The 23,363-nt window shown below is 41.2% G+C and carries 12 protein-coding genes and 1 pseudogene; 9 read left to right on the top strand and 4 right to left on the bottom strand.

The genetic code is table 11. The features are described 5' to 3' along the window. Positions 1–271: 271 nt before the first annotated feature. Positions 272–637, bottom strand: a complete 366-nt coding sequence (locus ACRWQN_RS18990) for a prepilin-type N-terminal cleavage/methylation domain-containing protein (RefSeq protein WP_434939338.1) — start codon at positions 635–637, stop codon at positions 272–274. An 869-nt stretch (positions 638–1,506) separates the two neighbouring features. Then, positions 1,507–2,385 (bottom strand): carboxylating nicotinate-nucleotide diphosphorylase, encoded by an 879-nt coding sequence (gene nadC / locus ACRWQN_RS18985; protein ID WP_434939337.1) that lies wholly within the window; start codon positions 2,383–2,385, stop codon positions 1,507–1,509. Between the two features lie 283 nt (positions 2,386–2,668). On the opposite strand from nadC, the gene ampD reads away from it, so the two are divergent. The 8 genes from ampD (at position 2,669) to ACRWQN_RS18945 (ending at position 18,674) form a co-directional block, all read left to right on the top strand. Further along, positions 2,669–3,250: a 1,6-anhydro-N-acetylmuramyl-L-alanine amidase AmpD gene (gene ampD, locus ACRWQN_RS18980; RefSeq protein ID WP_434939336.1), complete on the top strand. Its 582-nt coding sequence runs from the start codon at positions 2,669–2,671 to the stop codon at positions 3,248–3,250. Between the two features lie 88 nt (positions 3,251–3,338). Continuing rightward, positions 3,339–4,190 (top strand): beta-lactamase regulator AmpE, encoded by an 852-nt coding sequence (ampE, locus tag ACRWQN_RS18975; protein WP_434927430.1) that lies wholly within the window; start codon positions 3,339–3,341, stop codon positions 4,188–4,190. Positions 4,191–4,394: 204 nt separating this feature from the next. Then, positions 4,395–5,147, top strand: coding sequence for a pyruvate dehydrogenase complex transcriptional repressor PdhR (pdhR, locus tag ACRWQN_RS18970; RefSeq protein WP_226412775.1), 753 nt, complete (start codon positions 4,395–4,397; stop codon positions 5,145–5,147). Positions 5,148–5,254: 107 nt separating this feature from the next. Further along, on the top strand, positions 5,255–7,915 hold the full coding sequence (aceE, locus tag ACRWQN_RS18965; RefSeq protein ID WP_434939335.1) for a pyruvate dehydrogenase (acetyl-transferring), homodimeric type: 2,661 nt from the start codon (positions 5,255–5,257) through the stop codon (positions 7,913–7,915). Positions 7,916–7,926: 11 nt separating this feature from the next. Further along, entirely contained in the window at positions 7,927–9,807 is a 1,881-nt protein-coding gene (gene aceF / locus ACRWQN_RS18960) for a pyruvate dehydrogenase complex dihydrolipoyllysine-residue acetyltransferase (RefSeq protein WP_434939334.1), read from the top strand. 292 nt (positions 9,808–10,099) lie between these two features. Then, on the top strand, positions 10,100–11,530 hold the full coding sequence (gene lpdA / locus ACRWQN_RS18955; RefSeq protein WP_434939333.1) for a dihydrolipoyl dehydrogenase: 1,431 nt from the start codon (positions 10,100–10,102) through the stop codon (positions 11,528–11,530). A 388-nt stretch (positions 11,531–11,918) separates the two neighbouring features. Then, complete coding sequence (locus ACRWQN_RS18950) at positions 11,919–16,346, top strand: EAL domain-containing protein (RefSeq protein WP_434939332.1); 4,428 nt, start codon at positions 11,919–11,921, stop codon at positions 16,344–16,346. 117 nt (positions 16,347–16,463) lie between these two features. After that, positions 16,464–18,674 carry a patatin-like phospholipase family protein gene (locus ACRWQN_RS18945; RefSeq protein ID WP_434940703.1) on the top strand — a complete coding sequence of 737 codons (2,211 nt, stop codon included), beginning with the start codon at positions 16,464–16,466 and terminating at the stop codon, positions 18,672–18,674. 56 nt (positions 18,675–18,730) lie between these two features. Here ACRWQN_RS18945 and hxpB read toward each other — a convergent pair. Continuing rightward, positions 18,731–19,400: pseudogene (hxpB, locus tag ACRWQN_RS18940) on the bottom strand (hexitol phosphatase HxpB). A gap of 399 nt (positions 19,401–19,799) precedes the next feature. On the opposite strand from hxpB, the gene acnB reads away from it, so the two are divergent. Further along, entirely contained in the window at positions 19,800–22,397 is a 2,598-nt protein-coding gene (gene acnB, locus ACRWQN_RS18935) for a bifunctional aconitate hydratase 2/2-methylisocitrate dehydratase (protein ID WP_434939331.1), read from the top strand. Positions 22,398–22,462: 65 nt separating this feature from the next. Here the strand turns inward: acnB and ACRWQN_RS18930 are convergent, their stop codons facing one another. Next, positions 22,463–23,080, bottom strand: a complete 618-nt coding sequence (locus tag ACRWQN_RS18930) for a hypothetical protein (RefSeq protein ID WP_434939330.1) — start codon at positions 23,078–23,080, stop codon at positions 22,463–22,465. Positions 23,081–23,363: the final 283 nt, after the last annotated feature.

Below are 23,363 nucleotides of genomic sequence, written 5' to 3'. Positions count from 1 at the left end.
TAAAGGCCACTACAAGAATAAGTTTATTTACTTAAGGTTATTCAGAGGACCCGTTGCCAGAGCAACCGACTGAGTGTTTGTTTTTTTTAGCTATACGTTTAACCTGCAAACATAAAACAAGAAGTCATCCAAGCCATGAAGATTTTCAGGGCTAAAACAAAACTACTTTTTTAAAAAATATTCACGGTCTCACCTTAGATACGACGCTGAGGTAACTAAAATAATAATGCCGTTCACATTAGGTAAACGGCATTATTACGAGCAATTAAAATTAGCTAGCTGCTGAACATGTAACTGTATCCATTTTACATGTAATTGTTTTTTTAGCAGCATCACGTGACACAAATGTAGCATCTGCTGCAGTTGTTAACGATGCTAAATCTGTTGGCAAACCAGTACCAGATGCGCATGCAACGGGTGCGTAAGTTGGAACTTTTGTTTCAGCTATAATTGATGCCGCAGTTGCTTTTGATATTGCCGCAGCTTCGCCTAAACAAGAGTTAATTTTACTCTTGTTCACATATTCTTGATAAGCAGGCAATGCGATTGCCGCTAAAATACCGATGATCGCGACTACGATCATTAATTCAATAAGGGTAAAGCCCTTAGCGTTTTTGATTTGGTTAATGCTTTTCATTTTTTCTCTCCGTAAATGTGCTTGGGCCTGTCCAATCCTAGGTACTGAACTGTATATCGGGCTACAAGGATTTTAACTCATTGCAGTTTGTTACATGTTCAGTGGCATCCATCGTTGCCGAAGCCTTACGGGCACATATTATTTGCTAGTGTTGAAGTCATTGAATAACAATGAATTCAGTTTTTGTTGTAATCAACTTTGGTTTAGTCAACGTTTAATCAGTTTAGCTAGGCTTTAAACATTTTGTAGGGCTTTTTAAGCCTATGTCACTTTTTAACAAAGTGCCAACAAGTATTTATAACTAACTACACATGACTTTTCGGCTGATTTGCTTGTTTCTAGAGCAAGTATTTCATAAAAACACAATTTTGTAACATCATTTATCAGTAAACTTTGTCAAAAATAGGCTGTTGTTTGCAAAACACACTCTTAATAAATCAAGTTCTGGCCGAAAGGCCACTCGCCTAATGCAAACGTTAGTATAAAGTGACCTAAAATGGAATACTTTTATCCGGTAAAAGTGAAATTAATGTTTAAATATTCTGTACTTGGCAGTTTTTAGGATGAAATATTGCAACTGTTTTTTGACTATTGACTTAAAAGGGCTAATTTTTGACAGTCGAAAGTGTTAGGTCATAAAACTGACGCTTCAACTTGCTGCCGACAGTAGGTGTATTAGCACATTTAGGCATCGGCGTTTTAGTGCGAGTAAAGGATTTGTTACGCTTAGGATGTTAATGTTAGCTCAGCGCTTCTTATTACAACTCGCCACTTTTAGTACAACTCACCGTTTCTCAGTTTAGGGCATCACTTCTCAGCACAGCTTACCGCTTCTCACTTAATTGAAGCGGTGAGCTATCGTAGTAGTTTTATCCTTTTAGTCGCAATGACAAGTCTAACGCTTTTACATGTTTGGTCAGTGCGCCTACAGAGATGTAATCGACGCCTGTTTTAGCAAAGTCGGCTAAGGTGTCAATGGTGACATTACCTGACACTTCTAGTTTTGCGCCTTTGCCTGCATCTTTGTAAGTTTGATTTAAGGCGACAGCTTCAAACATCATGGTGATATCAAAGTTGTCTAGCATGATGATGTCGCTTCCACCGTCTAATGCTTGAGTGAGCTCGGCAATAGATTCCACTTCCACTTCTACGGGTTTGTCACTGTGTAGTTTGCGGGCAGCTTGTATCGCCTGGGCAATGCCACCGCAGGCCATGATGTGATTTTCTTTAATTAAGAAGGCGTCAAACAAGCCTATGCGATGATTTTTACCCCCACCACAGGTTACCGCATATTTTTGTGCGGTGCGCAGGCCTGGAATGGTTTTACGGGTGTCGAGTAAACGAGTATGGGTGCCGGCGAGTTTATTAACATACAGTTTAGTTAAACTTGCGACGCCTGATAAGGTTTGAATAAAGTTCATGGCGGTGCGCTCGCCGGTTAAAATGACGCGGGCTGGACCGGATAAGTCACATAACACTTGGTTGGGTACGACTAAGTCGCCATCGTCTACGTGCCAATGCAAGGCAACTTCACCGCCTAGCTGATTAAACACTTGTTCTGCCCAGGCTTTGCCGCAAAATACGCCTTCTTCACGGGTGATTAAGCTGCCTTCTACGTGTTTGTCAGCGGGAATAAGCTGTGCGGTAATATCGGCTTTGAGCATTTGTTCAACATTTTGATGTTCGCTATACCCTAGGTCTTCATTTAATGCGGTTTTCACTGCATGGCGGATATCATTTTCAAACATAAGCTAAATCCTTGCGAATATTGGGTGACGAGGTTTTGAATAAAAGGTCACACAAAACACTGTGTAAGCTAATAGATTAACATAACTTTGAATGGGTTGTGAGTGCTGTGACCGTGGTATTAATGCTATTTTACTGTTAATTTATTCGCTTACCACATTGCTGGAACCTGTATGAGGTATTGCACAATTCATTATTAGTTACAACGCTATAGAAGTGGCTTGTTTAGAATGAAACTGAACCCAGATAGGATGCAATAGGCCTTAACATTGACAAGAATATAATATGAAATCACACACAAGTATGTCTTTAGGTTGGTTGGCTCAAGCGCGCCGCTGTATATCGCCGCATTTTAATGCACGACCTAATAATGAAGTGAGCTTACTGGTTATCCACAATATTAGCCTGCCTGCAGGCCGTTTTGGTTTACCTTATATTGATGCATTATTTCAGGGCTGCTTAGAAACTGATGCAGCAAGCGCTGCCGACGATTCTTTTGTCGATTTAGCGGGTTTACAAGTGTCGGCGCATTTTTTAATTCGCCGCGACGGTGAAATTGTTCAATATGTCAGTTGTGATGATAGGGCGTGGCATGCTGGGGTATCTGAGTTTGAGGGTAGAACCAATTGTAATGATTTTGCCATTGGTATTGAGCTAGAAGGCACGGATGATATTGCCTATACAGATGCGCAATACCTTAACCTTGCACAACTAACACTGGAGATTATGGCGCAATACCCTATGATTAACCCAGTACGGATAGTTGGCCATTGTGATATTGCCCCTGGCCGTAAAACCGACCCTGGCAATAGTTTTGACTGGCTAAGGTATCGACAAGCGCTTGGTTTAGGCGATGGGTTAACCTAATTAGCGCTAAAATAATGGTAAAGGCTTACCGTTAAACTTATTTTACATGATTGAGCGTAATGCTTTTATTACATCCTAAGGATACAAGATGGCTTTATTTGCGCTACTGGTCGCTATTTTAGTCGAGCGACTAAAATTACTCCCGGTCAGTCTACAATTTGACACCTTGATGCTGCGTTATCACAAACAGTTTTGGGATAAAAAGTCGTTATCAACCGATTTAGGTGTAGCGATAGCGGTAGTATTACCGTCTTTTGTGGTGTTTGCTATTGGGTTGTTAGTGAATGGCTTAGTGTTCGATTTACTGAGTTTATTGCTGTGGGTTGTGGTGACTTTAGTGTGTTTTAGCCATCAGGATTTACGCGATATTTTCAAAAAATACGTGCAAGCGGCATGTCGAGGTGATGTGCAAGCGTGTTATCGCTACGCCGCAGAGCTTGATTGCAGCGAATGTATTGATGCGGTAGATGAGCGTGATTTAGGCATTAAAGTGGGCCAAAGTGTCGCGTGGATTAATTATCGTTACTATGGTGCTGTAGCCTTGTTTCTGGTGTGTTTTGGCCCAGTAGGGGCGGTGTTATATTGCAGCATTCGATTTTATTATGATTTAAACATTAAACAAGATTTGTCTTTACCCTTAATCGATCACCTACAGCGATTGTTTGATTGGTTGCCTAGCAGAATATTCAGTTTCGGATATGTGTTAAGTGGGCAATTTTCACAAGGGCTAACAGCCTGGCGAAAACGGGCGTTCGATACCCGCAGTAGCGCTAAATTAGTCGTCACTGAAACTGCGTTAGCGGCTGAGTCTTTGCCTGAGGCTGGGCCTGCTCCTGTTAGCGTGCAACCAACATTAGCCCTATTGGCGCTGACCAAACGCAACTTTACTTTGCTGCTTACTTTTGTGTCTGTTTTGACCATATTTGGGATCATTAGTTAGCCTAGATATGGTGTTTTTCGGGCTTTTGTCAAATGGTCTGACCCCTTAACGATTTTTTTCGTTTATGCTGCTTTATCTGAGAGTGCAATTGGTGACTATGCTAGAAACTAGACATCAATAGGATGATTTGATAAAGTGCGCGCTCTCACATAAATTGGTAAGACCAATTTACAATAAGGCTTTCAAGGGAGTTTGAGCGCAATTATGGCTTACAGTAAGATTAACCAGCCAAAAATTTCTGATGTGATCATGGAGCAACTTGAGCGCATGATCCTTGAGGGCAGTTTACAGCCTGGCCAGAAATTACCTCCTGAACGTGAACTTGCGGTCCAGTTTGAAGTGTCGCGCCCTTCATTGCGCGAAGCCATTCAAAAGCTCGAAGCAAAAGGTTTATTAATGCGCCGTCAAGGCGGTGGCACTTATGTTAAAGAACAACTCTGGCAAAGCCTTGCTGATCCTATTGTTGAGTTGATGCATAACGATTCTGAAAGCCAATACGATTTACTTGAATTTCGTCATGCCACCGAAGGCATGATGGCGTATTTTGCTGCACTACGCGGCACTGACGCCGACATGAAAAATATTCAAAATAGTATTTTAGATGTGGAAAATGCCCCCAGTATTGAAGAGCAAGCGGATGCGATTGTGCGTTTTTATCGCGCCGTAGCCGAGGCGTCACACAATGTGGCAATGCTTCATTTAGTATTAAGTTTAACCCCTGTGCTGCATAAAAACGTGGCGCAAAATTTGGAACTTCTTAGTCGTCGTGAAGAAGCTTCCACTATGGCAAATGATCACCGCCGCGCGTTATTGGCGGCGATTGTGCGCCGAGACCCTGATGCGGCACGTGAAGCGTCGAATGAGCATTTAAGCTATATCGAAGAAGTCATGTTGTCAGTAAGAGAAGAAGATAGTCGGTTGCAGCGTAGCTTGCGCCGTTTAAAGAGTGGCGTATAGGTGAGTTAAACAAGACCAAAGCCTGTCGCTAACAAGATTTTTTATTATTAACATACACTAAACACTCTCAATGGTGTCTTAGGTATAACGTATAGGAAAAGACTGCAATGTCTGAACATATGCTAAATGATATTGACCCGCTAGAAACGAATGAGTGGTTGTCTGCTTTAGAATCAGTGGTTCGTGAAGAGGGCCTAGAGCGCGCTCAGTATTTACTCGAGAAAGTGCTAGATAAAGCCCGTTTAGACGGTGTCGCTATGGCAACGGGTATCAATACTAACTATATCAACACTATCCCTACGACCCAAGAGCCGGCGTACCCTGGTGATACCACAATTGAACGTCGAATTCGTTCGGTTATTCGTTGGAACGCCATTATGATCGTGTTGCGTGCATCGAAAAAAGATTTAGACCTTGGTGGCCACATGGCTTCTTTCCAGTCGGCTGCATCATTTTACGAAGTGTGTTTTAACCACTTTTTCCGTGCCCCGAACGAAGTCGATGGCGGTGATTTAGTTTATTACCAAGGTCATATCTCTCCTGGTATCTATTCTCGTGCGTTTGTTGAAGGCCGATTAACTGAAGAGCAGCTTGATAACTTCCGTCAAGAAGTCGGTGGTAAAGGTTTACCGTCATATCCTCATCCAAAGTTAATGCCTGAATTTTGGCAATTCCCTACCGTATCAATGGGTTTAGGGCCAATGTCGGCGATTTATCAAGCACGCTTTTTGAAGTATCTTGATGGTCGTGGTTTAAAGAATACTTCAGCTCAGCGTGTTTATGCCTTTTTAGGTGACGGTGAGATGGACGAGCCTGAATCTCGTGGCGCGATCTCTTTTGCCTCGCGTGAAAAGCTAGATAACTTATGCTTCTTAATTAACTGTAACTTACAACGTTTAGACGGCCCTGTAATGGGCAACGGCAGCATTATTCAAGAACTCGAAGGCTTGTTTAGAGGCGCTGGCTGGAACGTGGTTAAAGTGATTTGGGGTAACAATTGGGATTCGCTAATCGCAAAAGATACCAGTGGCAAATTACTTCAGTTGATGAACGAGACTGTTGATGGTGATTATCAGACCTTTAAGTCAAAAGATGGTGCTTACGTGCGTGAGCATTTCTTCGGTAAGTATCCTGAAACGGCGGCCCTAGTATCTGACATGACAGATGCGCAAGTGTTTGCACTTAAACGTGGTGGTCATGACTCTTCTAAGTTATATGCCGCGTTCAAAAATGCACAAGATACCAAAGGCAAACCAACGGTTATTTTAGCCAAAACCGTAAAAGGTTATGGCATGGGTGAAGCTGCAGAAGGTAAGAACATTGCACACGGCGTGAAAAAGATGGACATGACGCACGTACTGCAATTGCGTAACCGTCTTGGTATTGATGATTTATTAAGTGACGAGCAAGTATCAGAACTGCCTTATTTGAAACTTGAGCCAGGCTCAGCAGAATATGAGTATTTGCATGCACGTCGTAAAGCCTTACATGGTTATACGCCGCAACGTTTGCCTAATTTCACCGAGAAATTATCGTTACCGACTGTAGAAGAGTTTGGCGCATTGCTTGTTGAGCAAAAGCGTGAAATTTCTACCACAATGTCTTTTGTTCGTGCCTTAAATACTTTACTTAAGCATGAAGGCATTGGTAAAAATATTGTGCCGATTATTGCTGATGAAGCACGTACTTTTGGTATGGAAGGTTTATTCCGCCAAGTGGGTATTTATAACCCACAAGGGCAAGCTTATACCCCTGAAGACCGCAGTGTAGTGTCTTACTATAAAGAAGCGACATCAGGCCAGGTATTGCAAGAAGGTATTAATGAGTTAGGTGCTATGTCTTCATGGGTTGCTGCGGCAACGTCATACAGCACTAACGATTTACCTATGATCCCATTTTATATCTACTATTCAATGTTTGGATTCCAACGCGTTGGTGACATGGCATGGATGGCGGGCGATCAACAAGCACGTGGTTTCCTATTAGGTGCTACAGCGGGCCGTACCACATTAAATGGTGAAGGTTTGCAGCATGAAGATGGTCACAGCCATGTTCAAGCCAGCACGATTCCAAACTGTATTTCTTATGACCCTACATTTGCATACGAACTTGCGGTGATTTTGCAAGACGGTATTCGCCGTATGTATGGTGATCAAGAAAACGTGTTCTACTATTTAACCTTAATGAATGAAAACTACGCCATGCCAGCCATGCCAGCAGGCAGTGAGGAAGGTATTCGTAAAGGTATTTACAAACTAGAATCGTATAAAGGTAGCAACAAAGTTCAATTAATGAGCTCTGGTACTATCATGAACGAAGTACGTAAAGCTGCGCAAATATTGAGCGAAGAATACGATGTTGGATCAGACGTGTTCTCTGTGACGTCGTTTAACGAATTAACGCGTCAAGGCCAAGATGCTGAACGTTATAACATGTTGCATCCTGACGCTGAGCCAAAACAAGCGTATATCACTACCATACTGGGCACTGAGCCTGCAATTGCAGCAACAGACTATATGAAAAACTACGCAGAACAAGTGCGTGCATTTATGCCTTCTGTATCATACAAAGTATTAGGTACTGATGGTTTTGGTCGCTCTGATAGCCGCGAAAACTTACGTCGTCACTTTGAGGTCAATGCTGGCTATGTGGTTGTGGCGGCATTAAGTGAACTGGTAAAACGTGGAGATATTGACAAGTCTGTAGTGGTTAAAGCCATTGCAAAGTTCAATATTGACGCTGACAAGACAAATCCGCTATACGCGTAAGAGGCAATAACATGACAATCGAAATTAGTGTACCTGACATAGGTGCAGATGAGGTTGAAGTAACTGAGATTCTTGTTAGCGTTGGCGACAAGGTTGAGTTAGAACAGTCACTGATCTCTGTTGAAGGCGATAAAGCTGCAATGGAAGTACCGGCATCTGCTGCGGGTGTGGTAAAAGAAATTAAAGTCAAAGTCGGTGATAAAGTCGCGACAGGCTCAGCCATTATGATATTCGAGTCAGACTCAGTTGCTGAAGTTAAATCTGCTCCAGCTGCTGCGCCTGCTCCTGCTGCGGAAGCTCCTTCAGCCGCAGCATTGAAAGAAGTCCATGTGCCTGATATTGGTGACGATGAAGTCGAAGTGACCGCTATTTTGGTTAAGCTTGGCGACAGTGTTGCTGAAGATCAATCTCTGCTGAGTGTGGAAGGCGATAAAGCAGCGATGGAAGTGCCTGCACCTTTTGCGGGTGTGCTTAAAGAAATTAAAGTGGCTGTGGGTGACAAGGTCTCTACCGGATCATTTGTAATGGTATTTGAGGTTGCAGGTTCTGCTGCACCATCTGCCACTACAGCCGCTCCAGCCCAAGTTGCCGCTCCTGTGGTTTCTTCTGCGCCATCGGTACAAGATATCCACGTACCTGATATTGGCGGTGACGAAGTTGAAGTCACCGAAATCATGGTAAAAGTGGGTGACACTGTTACTGAAGAGCAAGCACTTATTAGTGTTGAGGGTGATAAAGCAGCAATGGAAGTTCCTGCACCCTTTGCCGGTAAAGTGACCGCTATTACGATTAAGCAAGGCGACAAGGTATCAACGGGTTCGTTGATTATGACCTTTGAAGTTGCTGGCAGTGCACCTGCTACATCAGCACCTGTGGCGGCTCCGGTCTCATCTGCAGCACCTGCAGTTACTCAAGCGACCCCTGCTGCAGCGGCGAAAGAAGACTTTGTTGAAAACAATGCTTATGCACATGCATCACCTGTGATACGCCGTATGGCTCGTGAACTGGGTGTTAACCTAGCAAATGTTAAAGGCACTGGCCGTAAAAATCGCGTAATGAAGGACGATGTTCAAAATTACGTGAAAGCGGCGGTTAAACAAGTTGAGTCAGGCAGTGTAAAATCTGCTGCTGGTGGCGCAGGAGGTGAGTTAAACTTACTTGCATGGCCAAAAGTTGATTTTAGTAAGTTTGGCGAAACAGAAGTTAAGCCATTATCGCGGATTCAAAAAATCTCTGGTGCAAACTTACATCGTAACTGGGTGAAAATTCCACATGTTACTCAGTGGGATGATGCCGATATTACTGAACTTGAAGATTTCCGTAAGGCACAAAATGCCTTGGAAGCGAAAAAAGACTCAGGCATGAAGATCACGCCATTAGTGTTTATCATGAAAGCGGTTGCTAAAGCACTTGAAGCATTCCCGACCTTTAACTCTTCATTATCAGAAGATGGCGAAAGCTTAATTTTGAAGAAGTTTGTCAATATTGGTATTGCGGTTGATACGCCTAATGGACTTGTGGTGCCCGTGTTCAAAGATGTGAACAAAAAAGGTATCCATGAATTATCTGACGAGCTTAAAGAAGTGTCTAAAAAAGCCCGTGGCGGTAAGCTAACGGCTGCAGATATGCAAGGTGGTTGTTTTACTATCTCAAGTTTAGGTGGTATTGGTGGTACGGCGTTTACGCCGATTGTTAATGCGCCAGAGGTTGCCATTCTGGGTGTGTCTAAGTCAGACTTTAAGCCTGTTTGGAATGGCAAAGAGTTTGTGCCACGGTTAATGTTGCCGTTGTCATTGTCGTATGATCATCGAGTTATCGATGGTGCAGATGGTGCGCGATTTATTACTTATCTGAATAGCTGTTTATCAGATATTCGTACTTTAGTGTTGTAACTAATAGGCTGCTTGAATCATCAAGCAGCCTATTTTGTTAGTGAAATGTGTTGTCTTTAATGGTTGAATCAGTAAAGACATGATTACACAACGATGGGCACTTAGCCTAAGCCACTAAATTGAAGTCAAGATCGGATTAAACGATACTCTGTCATAGAACACAGAATTACTAAAACCTAGGATTGTGATTGTCATCCAAGAAAGTGTAAACTGCGGCCAGTTAACATGATGTGATCACAATGATTGTAAAGACGGTGTTGCCGCCAACTCAAGCAAAAGAATAGAGGAAAACATGAGTAACGAAATTAAAACTCAGGTAGTTGTATTAGGTGCTGGTCCTGCAGGTTATTCTGCGGCTTTTCGCGCAGCAGATTTAGGTTTAGATACTATTATCGTTGAACGCTTCAACACCTTAGGTGGTGTGTGTTTAAACGTGGGCTGTATTCCATCTAAAGCATTATTACACGTAGCAAAAGTGATTGAAGAAGCCAAAATGGTTGCTGATCACGGTGTTGTTTTTGGTGAGCCAAAAATCGACTTAGACAAATTACGTAGCTTTAAAGAGAAAGTGATTGGCCAATTAACAGGCGGTTTAGGCGGAATGTCTAAGATGCGTAAAGTTGATGTGGTTAATGGCTTTGGTACGTTTACCGGCCCAAACACTTTAGAAGTTAAAGCTGAAGATGGTAGCGTTAAAGTGGTTCAGTTTGAACACGCCATTATTGCAGCGGGTTCGCGCCCAATTAAATTGCCTTTCATTCCTCATGACGACCCACGTATTTGGGATTCGACTGATGCATTAGAATTGAAAGAAGTACCAGGTAAACTGCTTGTTATGGGCGGCGGTATTATTGGCCTAGAAATGGGTACGGTTTACGAGGCACTAGGCAGTGAAATTGATGTGGTTGAAATGTTCGACCAAGTCATTCCTGCGGCTGACAAAGACATTGTTCGCGTGTTCACTAAGCAAATTAAGAAGAAGGTTAATCTAATTCTTGAAACCAAAGTGACTGCTGTTGAAGCAAAAGATGATGGTATCTATGTGACAATGGAAGGCAAAAAAGCCCCTACAGAACCAGTGCGTTATGATGCTGTGTTAGTGGCTATTGGCCGTGCACCAAATGGTAAATCACTGGCTGCAGAAAAAGCCGGTGTTAATGTTGATGAGCGTGGCTTTATCAATGTTGATAAACAACTGCGCACCAACGTGCCACACATCTTTGCTATTGGTGATATTGTTGGTCAACCAATGTTAGCGCATAAAGGTGTGCATGAAGGTCATGTTGCTGCTGAAGTTATTTCTGGTCTTAAGCACTTCTTCGACCCGAAAGTTATTCCTTCAATAGCGTATACCAATCCGGAAGTCGCTTGGGTTGGTTTAACTGAGAAAGAAGCAAAAGAGCAAGGTATTGCTTATGAGACTGCGACTTTCCCTTGGGCTGCAAGTGGCCGTGCAATCGCTTCAGATTGCAGTGAAGGTATGACTAAGTTAATTTTCGACAAAGAGACTCATCGTGTTATCGGTGGTGCTATTGTGGGTGTTAACGGTGGTGAGTTATTAGGTGAAATTGGCCTAGCTATTGAAATGGGTTGTGATGCTGAAGATTTAGCATTAACGATTCATGCTCACCCAACCTTACATGAATCAGTGGGTCTTGCTGCTGAAATCTATGAAGGTTCAATTACTGACTTACCTAACCCAAAAGCGGTTAAAAAGAAGTAATTCATTTAGTCGGATTTACATAAGGCACCCAGTTGGGTGCTTTTTTTTAGTCTACACTCAGGTAATACTGTTATGTTTATTTAAGTGTATTGGTCAATAACCTCCCTCAGTTCATGATATAAAAGCTAACAAAATAGTCTTTTTATTTGATTTAAACACAAATGATAAATTTCTATAAAATAGTTAAATTGCTTTTTTTTGCTGTTTTTACAGTATTTTCTGTATGTGGTGTTATTTTATATAAATGGTTTTGGTATCGGAATGGATTTCTAAACCAAATAGGTATGAAAGTCAGTTCGTTGTCTGTCATTAGCAACGAGATTAGATTGGTTTGGAGCTCTCACCTTAAATGTATAGTCTTTACACTCTTCTAATAACTATCGCAGTTATGCTGGTATCAGTTACACCTGTTAAGGGGGATGACTTTGTTCAGCGTGTATTTAATACTAAAGATGGTTTAGCGAATAGTAGTGTCCGTGACATTAGTTTTGATCGTTATGGATACACATGGCTTGCTACTGATCAGGGATTGTACCGTGTTAGTAGTAACTCCATCAGGCGCATGGATAAGGTAGGTAATGACTCGGTACTGAATGATGTGATGTTATTTCAGGTAGAGTCTGTTGCGGATGAATATGTATTACTTGCTTCGCGCAGTGAACTCTATTTATATCATGCCAGTGAAAATCAGTTTACCCAACTATATCAACCCTCTGCTCCCGGTGAGTCACAAAGTAAAACTAACCTCAGCATTGCTTCTATTGTAAAAAATCAACGTAATCAGTTTGAAATACTTGCCTTTGACGGTCAGCGTTACTTATTTGATGTAGCGACTATGGCTTTGTTACTTGATCCAAAAGGGTCGTTAGCGCCTAATGTTAATTGGCATCATCAACTGGTGTTGAATAGCCAAGAGAGTATTTATACCACATCCCATAAGGCTGAGTGGCATCTTGCAAATGGTGAGGTGTTTGACTTGGGGTGGAACCGGAAGCGTGGATCGATAAAGGGATTAATTCAAGACTCTCAGCAACGCATATGGCTTGTGAGTTCTAAGGGATTGTTTAATATTGATTTAGTACAAAAATCGATTCTACCTGTTGATGGAAAATCTTTTTTCATTGAAAAAATTGTGCAAGACAATAAAGGTCTACTCTGGCTTGGTAGCCGTTCTGGATTAATATCGTGGAATGCGGATACGGATGAAACTATTCATTATGACCAATCATTAAAAAAACTTGCCAATATTGATTATATCCAAGTGCTGGCAATTGATAACAATAATCTTATCTGGATTGGTGGCGCAGGGGATGGCCTTGCTTTAGCTGCTACTCCTCCTGCTTTTATTATTGACGAGTTTAATACGAAGTCAAAATACCAACTTAAAAATGACATGGTATGGTCAATATATCAACAGGGGAATACTGTTTGGTTAGGGACTGATGGTGGGGTAGAGGTAGTTGATACTGTTACTAAAAACGCTATTCGTGTGCAACCGGATAATATTGAACTAAATGATAGTATTTATCAAATATCGAACCTTGATACTGATCATGTGTTGTTATCAACTACAAATGGTTTGTTTGTTGTTGATAAGCAGACTTATATAGCCCAAGAGTTTCATCAATGGAGTGGCGGGATAGAGTCTTTAAGGCAGAGTGTTATTTACATGAGTTACTTTGACCCTTTAATGCTCGGACGTATATGGTTTGCTACTAATCAAGGACTTTATGTTTGGCAAGAGGGTTCTACAGATATTCAAGCCGTGCCAGTTGAGGATTTACAAGCACCTAAGGCTCAGGTTCTATTTCGAACTATGATCCGGGATGCTAGTAATAGGTTATGGCTAGGGGGCAGGGATATATTTGGTTATTTAGATGAAAACCTCACGTTTACCGCAATTAAAGATGCATTTTTACCCTTGGATATGCAACCTAATATTACTCATTTGATGGAAGTTAGTCCTAATATATTATGGATTGGCACCGCGCAAAATGGCGTATTTGAATATAATATTGCTACAGCGCAGATGACTAACTTTAATGATAAATGGAATATTGAATGTAACGTAGTGATGTTTCTGAATCAAACCATAGACGACTTCTTAATTGGTTGTTCAAGGGCAATTATTAAAGTTAACAAACAGACACAATTTCCAGTTTCATTTACGCAACATGATGGTTTTATTTCGGATGAGCTAAATGAGGGAGCTGTGCTTTTTCAGCCTAACGTTGGTTTATATGTAGGTACTCCTGATGGCGCTATGCTAATAGCGCCTGATTTATTAGTTAATCGCATTGTAAATAAAGATGTTTTTCTTGAATCGGTTTCAATTTATTACGATGATAGAACGGACTTGTTATTATTACCTGAAATGCTCAAAACCGCCGAGCCAGGAGCAAGTTTAGTTAGTTTTCAAATATCAAATTTGGACTACCTTGATGAAAGTCCCATGAGCTTAAAATACCGATTACTAGAGAATGGAGAAAAAGCGTCTAGCTTTGTTTTGTTAGAAGGTCAATATCAAATCAATGTAAGCGGTTTAAGTGCCGGAAAATATACTCTTGAGCTGCATTATAAAAAGAACAATATATGGTCACCTCATCCATTTCAATTTAGTTTTAAAGTAGAAGAGTATTGGTGGCAATCTAAGATTTTTAGAGGCGTGTTGCTTTTTATTATTCTATTTTTAGCCTTTATTTTATCTTTTTATCGTCATCGTCAGGTGATGCGTTTTAAAAAAGTGAACCAGGCATTAATTGAAAGTGATGATCGATTGTCTCAAGCACTTCGTGGCAGTGACTCCGATTTGTGGGATTGGTGCGACAGTAGCAAAATGTTTTCCTTAGAGAATCGGGGTGGTTTGCTCGGTGATAAGCCGAAGATTTTTTCCAAACTTGTCGATATTCCTATCCATCCAGATGATGTTGACCGTGTGACTGAGGCATGGCTTGAGTTGATTAAGTCCAGGGCAGAGATGATAGATGTGGATTTTCGTTATCGTCATGAGTCGAAGGGGTGGCGGTGGTTAAGGGTGAAAGGTCGCGCTATAGCCTGGTTAACTAACGGAAGGTTAAGTCGTGCAGCAGGTATTTATTCAGATATTACCTTGCAGCGTGAATTAGAAAGTGAAGTGAACCTATTAGCTGAAGCCTTTGAGAATACATCAGAAGGTATGCTTATTCTTGATGCCGATAAATGCGTTAAAATTAGTAATCTTGCGGCAAATCAAATGTTGGATATCAAGGAGCCAGACTTAGTCGGTAAGCCATTTTCTAGCTTAATATTGTCCAACCCAGTAACTTTAAATATTGATAAGTTGTTTAGCAAAGATAATTTTTGGAGTGGTGAGCGCGAGCTATTGTGTGCAGATAACCGAACGTGTCCAGTGTGGTTAAATATCTCCAAAATGCTTAATTCTACTGGAGCTACCCAGCATTATGTGGTCGTTTTCTCTGACATGAGCGAGCGAAAACAAAATGAACTTAAATTACAGCACTTAGCCAATAACGATCCGCTGACGGGTCTTGCTAATCGTAGTCAATTTGTTTCCTTACTCAATCATGTAATTGAGAATGCAGAAAGTAGTGAGGAAAAGTTAGCATTAATGTTTTTAGACTTAGATCGCTTTAAATCGGTTAATGATTCCTTTGGCCATAGTATGGGTGATGCACTATTGGTTGAGGCTGCAAACCGCCTGCAATCTTGTTTGCACGCAGATCATTTGTTATGTCGTTTTGGCGGTGATGAGTTTGTTATTTTACTGCGCAATGCTGATGATATTGATCAAATTAATCATCTTGCTAGCCAGTTGTTAATAGAAATTCAAAAGCCGTTTAAATTATACGGACGTGAATTTTTTATTTCTACCAGTATAGGCATAAGTTGCTGGCCTGAGGATTGCCAAGATTCAGAGGCGTTGATTAAAAATGCTGACTTAGCCATGTATCACGCTAAAGATGAAGGTAGGGGAAATTTTCAATATTATTCAGCTGAGAGAAATTCTGAAGCCCTATATCATTTACGTTTAGAGTCTGATTTACGTAAAGCCATTGAACGAGATGAGTTTGAGTTACATTATCAACCTCAGATTGACATTCTGCACGATGACCGCTGTATCGGTATGGAGGCATTAATTCGTTGGAAGCACCCTATTGATGGTTATGTTCGTCCTGATGTTTTTATTCAAGTGGCGGAATCTTGTGGATTAATTATTGATATTGATACCTGGGTGCTCAAACAAGCCTGCCTTGATGGAGCCCGTTGGTATCAACATTATGGTCAAGAATTTAAACTATCAGTCAATGTTTCTGCGGTGCAGTTTAGGCAAAGTGGGTTTATTGATTCTGTTAAATGGGCACTAGCAGAAACCGGTTTTCCACCAAAATGTTTATGCCTTGAAATTACAGAAGGGGTATTAATGAAAGAGATACATGTTGCTACTCAACATTTATCTCAATTAAAAGCTTTGGGTATACAAGTGGCGATTGATGACTTTGGTACCGGATATTCATCACTGGCCTATTTACGATCGTTCGAAGTTAATACACTTAAAATTGACCGTTCCTTCTTAATTCATATTGCTGAAAATCAAGCTGATCAAGCGATTGTATCGAGTATTATTGAATTAGCACGCAACCTTAAATTACAAGTCGTTGCTGAAGGAATTGAAACTAAGGATCAATTAGAGCAAGTATTTAGCCGTGGGTGTTACATTATTCAAGGTTATTATTTTGCTAAGCCGATGCCAAGATCAGATTTGGATACTTTTCTGGGGATTGATACCAAAGAAAAACCCATCACTTTTCATAATTGAATTAGGGGGAGTTGACCATTCTTTGCTAGAATATGATCGATTTTAATTGTATTTGGGATAACTAAGTTGGTCATTTTTAGGTCAATACTACCTGTTCGATTTATTAGCGCTGTCACTATAACGCTGCTATTTTCCGGCTATGTACATGCTGCAGCAGATAAACCGCCAGTATTTAAAGAACGACCAACCATTGGCCTAGTGCTCAGTGGTGGCGGCGCCAAAGGCGCAGCTCACATTGGCGTACTGCAAGTGCTGGAAGCGAACAATATTCCTGTTGATTATATCGCTGGTACCAGTATTGGTGCGTATATTGCGGGCATGTACGCGTTAGGTTTTAGTGCTAATGAAATTGAATCTATTATGTTGGGAGGTGCCTGGGATACGGGCTATTCAGACACTATTCCTAGAGAAAACTTATCTTATCGCAATAAACAATTACGAGATAAATATAATATCCCACTCAGTGTAGGATTTAACAACGGCGAGATCACCTCACCTTCAGGACTATTGCAAGGCCAAACTATGTCGCAGTTGTTACGACACTCAACTGATTTAGTTGAGCAATTTGGTGACTTTGATGACCTGGCTATTCCTTTTCGTGCGGTAGCGACCAATTTAGCCACCAGTGAAGCTGTTGTGATAGATCGCGGTAGTATTTCTAAAGCTATGCAAGCATCTGCGACTGTGCCAGGTGCACTGCAGCCGGCTAATATTGACGGCATGCTATTAGTCGACGGTGGTATTGCTAATAATATGCCTATTGATGTAGTTCAAGGCATGGGGGCTGACATCATTATTGCGGTTGATATAGGCTCACCTTTAACTCAACAAAGTCAGCTAAACAGTACTATTGCAGTGCTTGAGCAATTATCAACCATCTTGACCCAAGCCAGTACCGCGCGTCAAAAGCAACTGCTTAAAGAAAACGATATTCTAATCAGACCTTGGATTGATAATCTCAGCACCACAGACTTTTCGATTATGCCCCAAGCATTAGTGATAGGTGAGCAGGCTGCACAGCTGAAATATGACCAACTGATTAAGCTGTCTATTTCTGACGAAGAGTACCAAGCCTATGTTGATGCGAAACAACAAAAGCGGTTACGCTGGAATAACCCAATTAAACAACCGATTTATCAAATTGTGTTAAATAATGAATCTAAAGTGAATGATAAATTAATCCACGATAGTCTGCAGATAAAGCCGGGGCAGGTTATTACCAAAGAAGAGTTAGAAGCAGCGGTTAAACGTGTTTACTCATTAAACCGATTTGAAAGTGTAGATATCGAATTTAATGATACTGAGCTAGGACGTATTCTGACGGTGAAATCTAAAGCGAAATCTTGGGGACCTAATTATTTTGATGCTGGTTTTAATTGGGAAGATGATTTCACCTTAGATTCGGCAGTGACATTAAACTTAGCTTTTGCGATGACTGATTTAACTGACAATGGTGGTGAGTGGCGCAATGAATTAGAACTTGGTTTTCAAAAGCGTGTAGCGACTGAGTTTTATCAGCCACTTGATAGAGATCAAGATACCTATGCTATCGCTCGATACCAATATGAGATGAAAAGCTGGGATCTTTATGATGAAAATCAGCTAATTTATAAATTAGACAACAACGTGTCGACCCTGACAACGGGCCTTGGCTATAACTATTCTTCCTCGGGTATTATCGAGTTAGGTTTAATTGGTGAATTAGGCAATATTACTAATAACGCTGTGCTCTCGGGGAAATTTGATTATGACACCTATGGTGCTTATCTGAAAATAGCCTATGACACGTTAAACAGTATTAGCTTCCCAACAGAGGGTAATCGTTTTACGTTAGCGAGCTACTATCGCAATGAAAGCTATTCGTCGCGAAGTTTTGCTGATGCCAGTGATAGAACTTTGCAAGTTGAAGCTGATTGGAAAGGCGCACTTAATTTAGGTCACCATGCGGTAGTGGGCAAGATGGCTTTATCTACGGTTGAAAGTGACGGCGACTTTTCTATTCACTTAAGTAACTTAGGCGGTTTTTTAAATTTATCAGGCTTTCATAAAAGTGCGCTTGCCGGTGCGCATAAAGTTTTTGGTGCCGTCATTTACCAGTATGATTTAGGCCGAGATGTATTAATTACCGATATCCCCTTATATTTAGGCACTAGTTTTGAGGCAGGTAACGTCTGGTATTTACGTGAGGATGTTGATATTAAAGACCTTATTTTTTCAGGCAGTCTGTACTTAGGGACAGATACTTCCTGGGGACCTGCAGCATTAGGTTTTGGTTACAGTGATACAGGCGACAGAGCGTTTTACTTATTCATTGGTAAGAACTTCTAAACTCATTATTCAATCAAGGCAGCATCAGCTGCCTTGATTGTTTTAGTGAGATACACCTATCGATAGTGTTGTTTAAGTATGTCGATGATAGCGTGAGCATCAGCCACTTGATGATGACCAACAATCCATTTAGCTTGTGTTGCCAACTGTGGCGCAGGAATAGCAATCGTTTGCATCGACGCGGCTCTTGCAGCAACTAAGCCATTAAATGAATCCTCTATTGCTAGGCAGTTTTCTGCATCAATGTTCAGCGCTGTAGCACAATTCAAATATACTTCAGGATGGGGTTTTCCTCTGGCTAAAAACTCCGCTGAGGTAATGGCTTCAAAATAATGCCGAATACCAAGCTTATCAAGCACAGCATCAATGATAAGGCTTGGGGAAGAGGTTGCTAGGGCCTATTTTTAGCCCTTGCTGCTGACAAAAGCTAAGAGTGTCAATAATGCCGTCCATAACTTGACCCTGTTGGCGGATAATATTGACCACTTCTTCAACGATAGCATTAGCCGTTTTGGCATTATCATAGTTGTCCCAAGGGTAGCGTTGGTACCAATAACGCACCACTTGATCGATGCGGAACCCGGTGGTACTTTCGACATCTTCTAAGGTTAACGATAATCCGAGCGCGTTCAAAATAGCCATTTCAGCTTGTTGCCATGCGGGTTCGGAATCGATAAGCACACCATCCATGTCAAAAATGATCGCTTTGATATCCACATTTGCCATAAAAAACTCAATATTGGTCAGAAAGAACCATTAGCGTAACGTTTTCCCTAAATGAGTTCATTAAAAATACAAATTATTAAAAATATTTATTTTTAAAGTGTGAGATTGTTTACAGATGATTTTAATCAACAGATATATTTTAACGTATTGAATTTTATTATTTTTATTGTTATTTCAAACTATTGTCTAATTTTATTTGTTTAAATCAGGCTTTACATTATCTGTAGTACCAAAAAATCCCGTAGATTTCATCTTAGTAACAGTGTGAGCAGATTCATACTTTTTTAAAGCTGTAGTATACTGGGGATCGGATTTCAAGCCCGAACCTGTGGAATTTCAGCGTGACTAAAACTGACGTTGAGTTTCGCCGTAAGGCGTCAAACAAAGAGGAATGTTGCCGTGCTAGAAGCATATCGTAAACACGTCGCAGAGCGTGCCGCAGAGGGTATTGTCCCTAAGCCATTAGATGCACAACAAGTGGCTGAATTAGTAAAATTAGTTGAGACCCCGCCAGCTGGTGAAGAGGCTGTCATTCTCGATTTATTAGAAAACCGTATTCCACCAGGTGTTGATGAAGCTGCCTATGTGAAAGCGGCATTCTTAGATGCTGTGGCAAAAGGCACTGTAAAATCACCTATATTATCTGCTGAACGTGCCTTAGAGTTACTTGGTACTATGCAAGGTGGTTACAACATTGAGCCGTTAATCGCTCAATTAGATAACCCAGCATTAGCGCCATTATCAGTTAAAGCATTATCAAACACCTTATTGATGTTTGATTCTTACCACGACGTGGTAGAAAAAATGCAAGCAGGTAATGCATCAGCTAAACAAGTTGTAGAAGCTTGGGCAAATGCCGATTGGTTCTTGAACCGTCCTAAACTTGCTGACAAAGTGACCTTGACGGTATTTAAAGTGGCGGGTGAAACCAACACTGATGACTTGTCACCAGCACCCGATGCATGGTCACGTCCTGACATCCCATTACATGCATTAGCCATGTTGAAAAACGCCCGTGACGGTATCGTACCTGATGTGTCTGGCGAAGTGGGTCCAATTAAAGAAATCGAAGCGCTTAAAACCAAAGGTCATCCACTTGTTTATGTGGGCGGCGTTGTTGGTACCGGCTCTTCGCGTAAATCAGCAACTAACTCAGTGTTATGGTTCATGGGCGATGATATCCCTTATGTACCAAACAAGCGTGCTGGTGGTTTCTGTTTAGGTAACAAAATCGCACCAATTTTCTTCAACACTATGGAAGATGCAGGCGCGTTACCGATTGAACTAAACGTTGATAAAATGGAAATGGGCGATGTTATCGACATTTATCCATACACTGGCGAAGTTAAGCGTGGTGGTACTGACGAAGTTATCTCTACGTTCGAACTAAAAACAGACGTATTGTTAGACGAAGTTCGTGCTGGTGGCCGTATTCCATTAATTATTGGTCGTGGCTTAACAGACCGTGCTCGTGAAACCTTAGGGTTACCAGCGTCAGACGTATTCGTGCGTCCGCAAGATGTTGTTGTGACTAACAAGGGCTTTACCCTTGCACAAAAAATGGTCGGTAAAGCATGTGGTGTTAAAGGTATTCGCCCAGGCCAATACTGTGAACCTAAAATGACTTCAGTAGGGTCGCAAGACACTACAGGCCCAATGACCCGTGATGAACTAAAAGATTTAGCTTGTTTAGGTTTCAGTGCTGATTTAACCATGCAGTCATTCTGTCATACAGCGGCTTATCCAAAGCCTGTTGACGTTGATACTCACCACACGTTACCTGATTTCATCATGAACCGTGGCGGCGTAGCTTTACGTCCAGGTGACGGGGTTATTCACTCGTGGTTAAACCGTATGTTACTTCCAGATACCGTAGGTACTGGTGGTGATTCACATACACGTTTCCCAATTGGTATTTCATTCCCAGCAGGTTCTGGTCTAGTAGCATTTGCTGCAGCAACGGGTGTTATGCCTCTTGATATGCCAGAGTCAATTTTGGTCCGCTTTAAAGGTGAAATGCAACCAGGCATCACATTACGTGATCTTGTCCATGCCATTCCGCTTAAAGCGATTGAACTTGGCTTATTGACCGTAGAGAAAAAAGGCAAAATTAATGCTTTCTCTGGTCGTGTATTAGAAATCGAAGGTCTTGAGCACTTAAAAGTTGAGCAAGCATTTGAACTATCTGATGCATCAGCTGAGCGAAGTGCTGCTGGTTGTACTATCAAGCTAGGTAAAGAGCCAATCATTGAGTATCTTAACTCTAACATCATCATGTTAAAGTGGATGATCAGCGAAGGTTATGGCGATCGTCGTACTATTGAACGCCGTATTACTGCTATGCAAGAGTGGGTTGCTAACCCAGAGTTAATGGAAGCTGATAAAGACGCAGAATATGCTGAAATTATCGAAATTGACTTAAACGACATCAAAGAGCCAATCCTTTGTGCACCAAACGATCCTGATGATGCAGTATTATTATCAAGCGTGGCACAAACTAAGATTGACGAAGTGTTTGTGGGTTCTTGTATGACTAACATCGGTCACTTCCGTGCTACCGGTAAGATGTTAGACAAGTTTGCTAAAACACTGCCAACACGTTTATGGATTGCACCACCAACTAAGATGGACCGCGATCAATTAACCGAAGAAGGTTATTACTCAATCTTCGGTCGTGTTGGTGCTCGCATCGAGATCCCTGGTTGTTCTTTATGTATGGGTAACCAAGCACGTGTTGCTGAAGGTGCTACAGTAGTATCAACTTCTACGCGTAATTTCCCAAACCGTTTAGGTACTGGCGCAAACGTATACTTAGCATCAGCTGAGTTAGCAGCAGTAGCCGCGTTATTGGGTCGTCTACCTTCAGTTGAAGAGTATCAAACTTACGCTAAAGAATTAGATGCAACAGCAGCTGATACTTACCGTTATTTGAACTTCGATCAAATCGACTCTTATACTAAGAAAGCCGGCAGCGTGATTATCCAATCAGCGGTTTAAGCTTGAGCTAGTTAATCGTTGAACTAAAAATGCCAGCAGAAATGCTGGCATTTTTGTTTGTGAAATTACTCATCAGAGTCATTCTTTAAAGAATTCATATAATTGCTATAGCTATACATATTTAACAAACTCATTAAAACGCTGTGTGCTCCAATCCAAATATGATATTTAAAATCGGCTTCAGCTCTAGAATAAATCTTATCTAACGTTACAAGCTTCTGTTCAGGTTCTGTAAACCCTATTTTGCTTTTGAGATCATACGGAAAAGCCCTAATAAAAGTCTCATAGGGACTAAAAGTTTGTGCCAACTGTTTACGTTGATTCTTATCAAGGCTTGAATACATATCAGATAGGCTAAATGTTGTATTTCTAACATCATGTACTAGTGAGTTTCTAATTTCTGATAGTTTCAGGATGAACTTTTTGTTGTCCTTATTAATAAGCTCAAGAGAGGTTAGAAACGCGAGTTTTCCAGTAGACTTCCCACTCATTTCAAGTTGTGAAAAAATACTTTCTAGCCTAGAGTCTTGAAAATGGTAACTCAGTAAATGGCTAGAAACTCCCTCGAAAAGTGCATGTAGTTTTATGATAAAGGACCAATCATCCTCCTCTTTTAATTTTAAAAAGAAGTTTTCAGGTAAACCAAAATTTAGAGACAGCTCGTCGAACGTAAAAGTATCCAATATTATTCCTTGTTACTTGAATTGTTTATTTGTATCAATTCAGTTTGCTATCCTAAGGTTTCGCTTTTCATCAAAACCAGCCTATTAATAACTGTGACATTCATTATTATGTGACGCCAGTTAAAATTGGGCTAACGTTTTACTTTAGTGGTTTTATAACCCAATATCAGTCCAATACTTCAATCTAACTAATTGCCTGCCGCAGGTTTATGTGCAGATAATCCAGCGAGACGCCGGCTGTTGATTTATAAAGAAGCATCCATGTGGGCTTAACTAAAACCAA

Origin of the sequence: Shewanella sp. HL-SH8 (assembly GCF_051165765.1) — a bacterium.
Classification (GTDB): domain Bacteria; phylum Pseudomonadota; class Gammaproteobacteria; order Enterobacterales; family Shewanellaceae; genus Shewanella; species Shewanella glacialimarina.
Note: the sequence above shows the minus strand (reverse complement) of the source record. Positions and strands in the feature narration are given on the sequence as shown.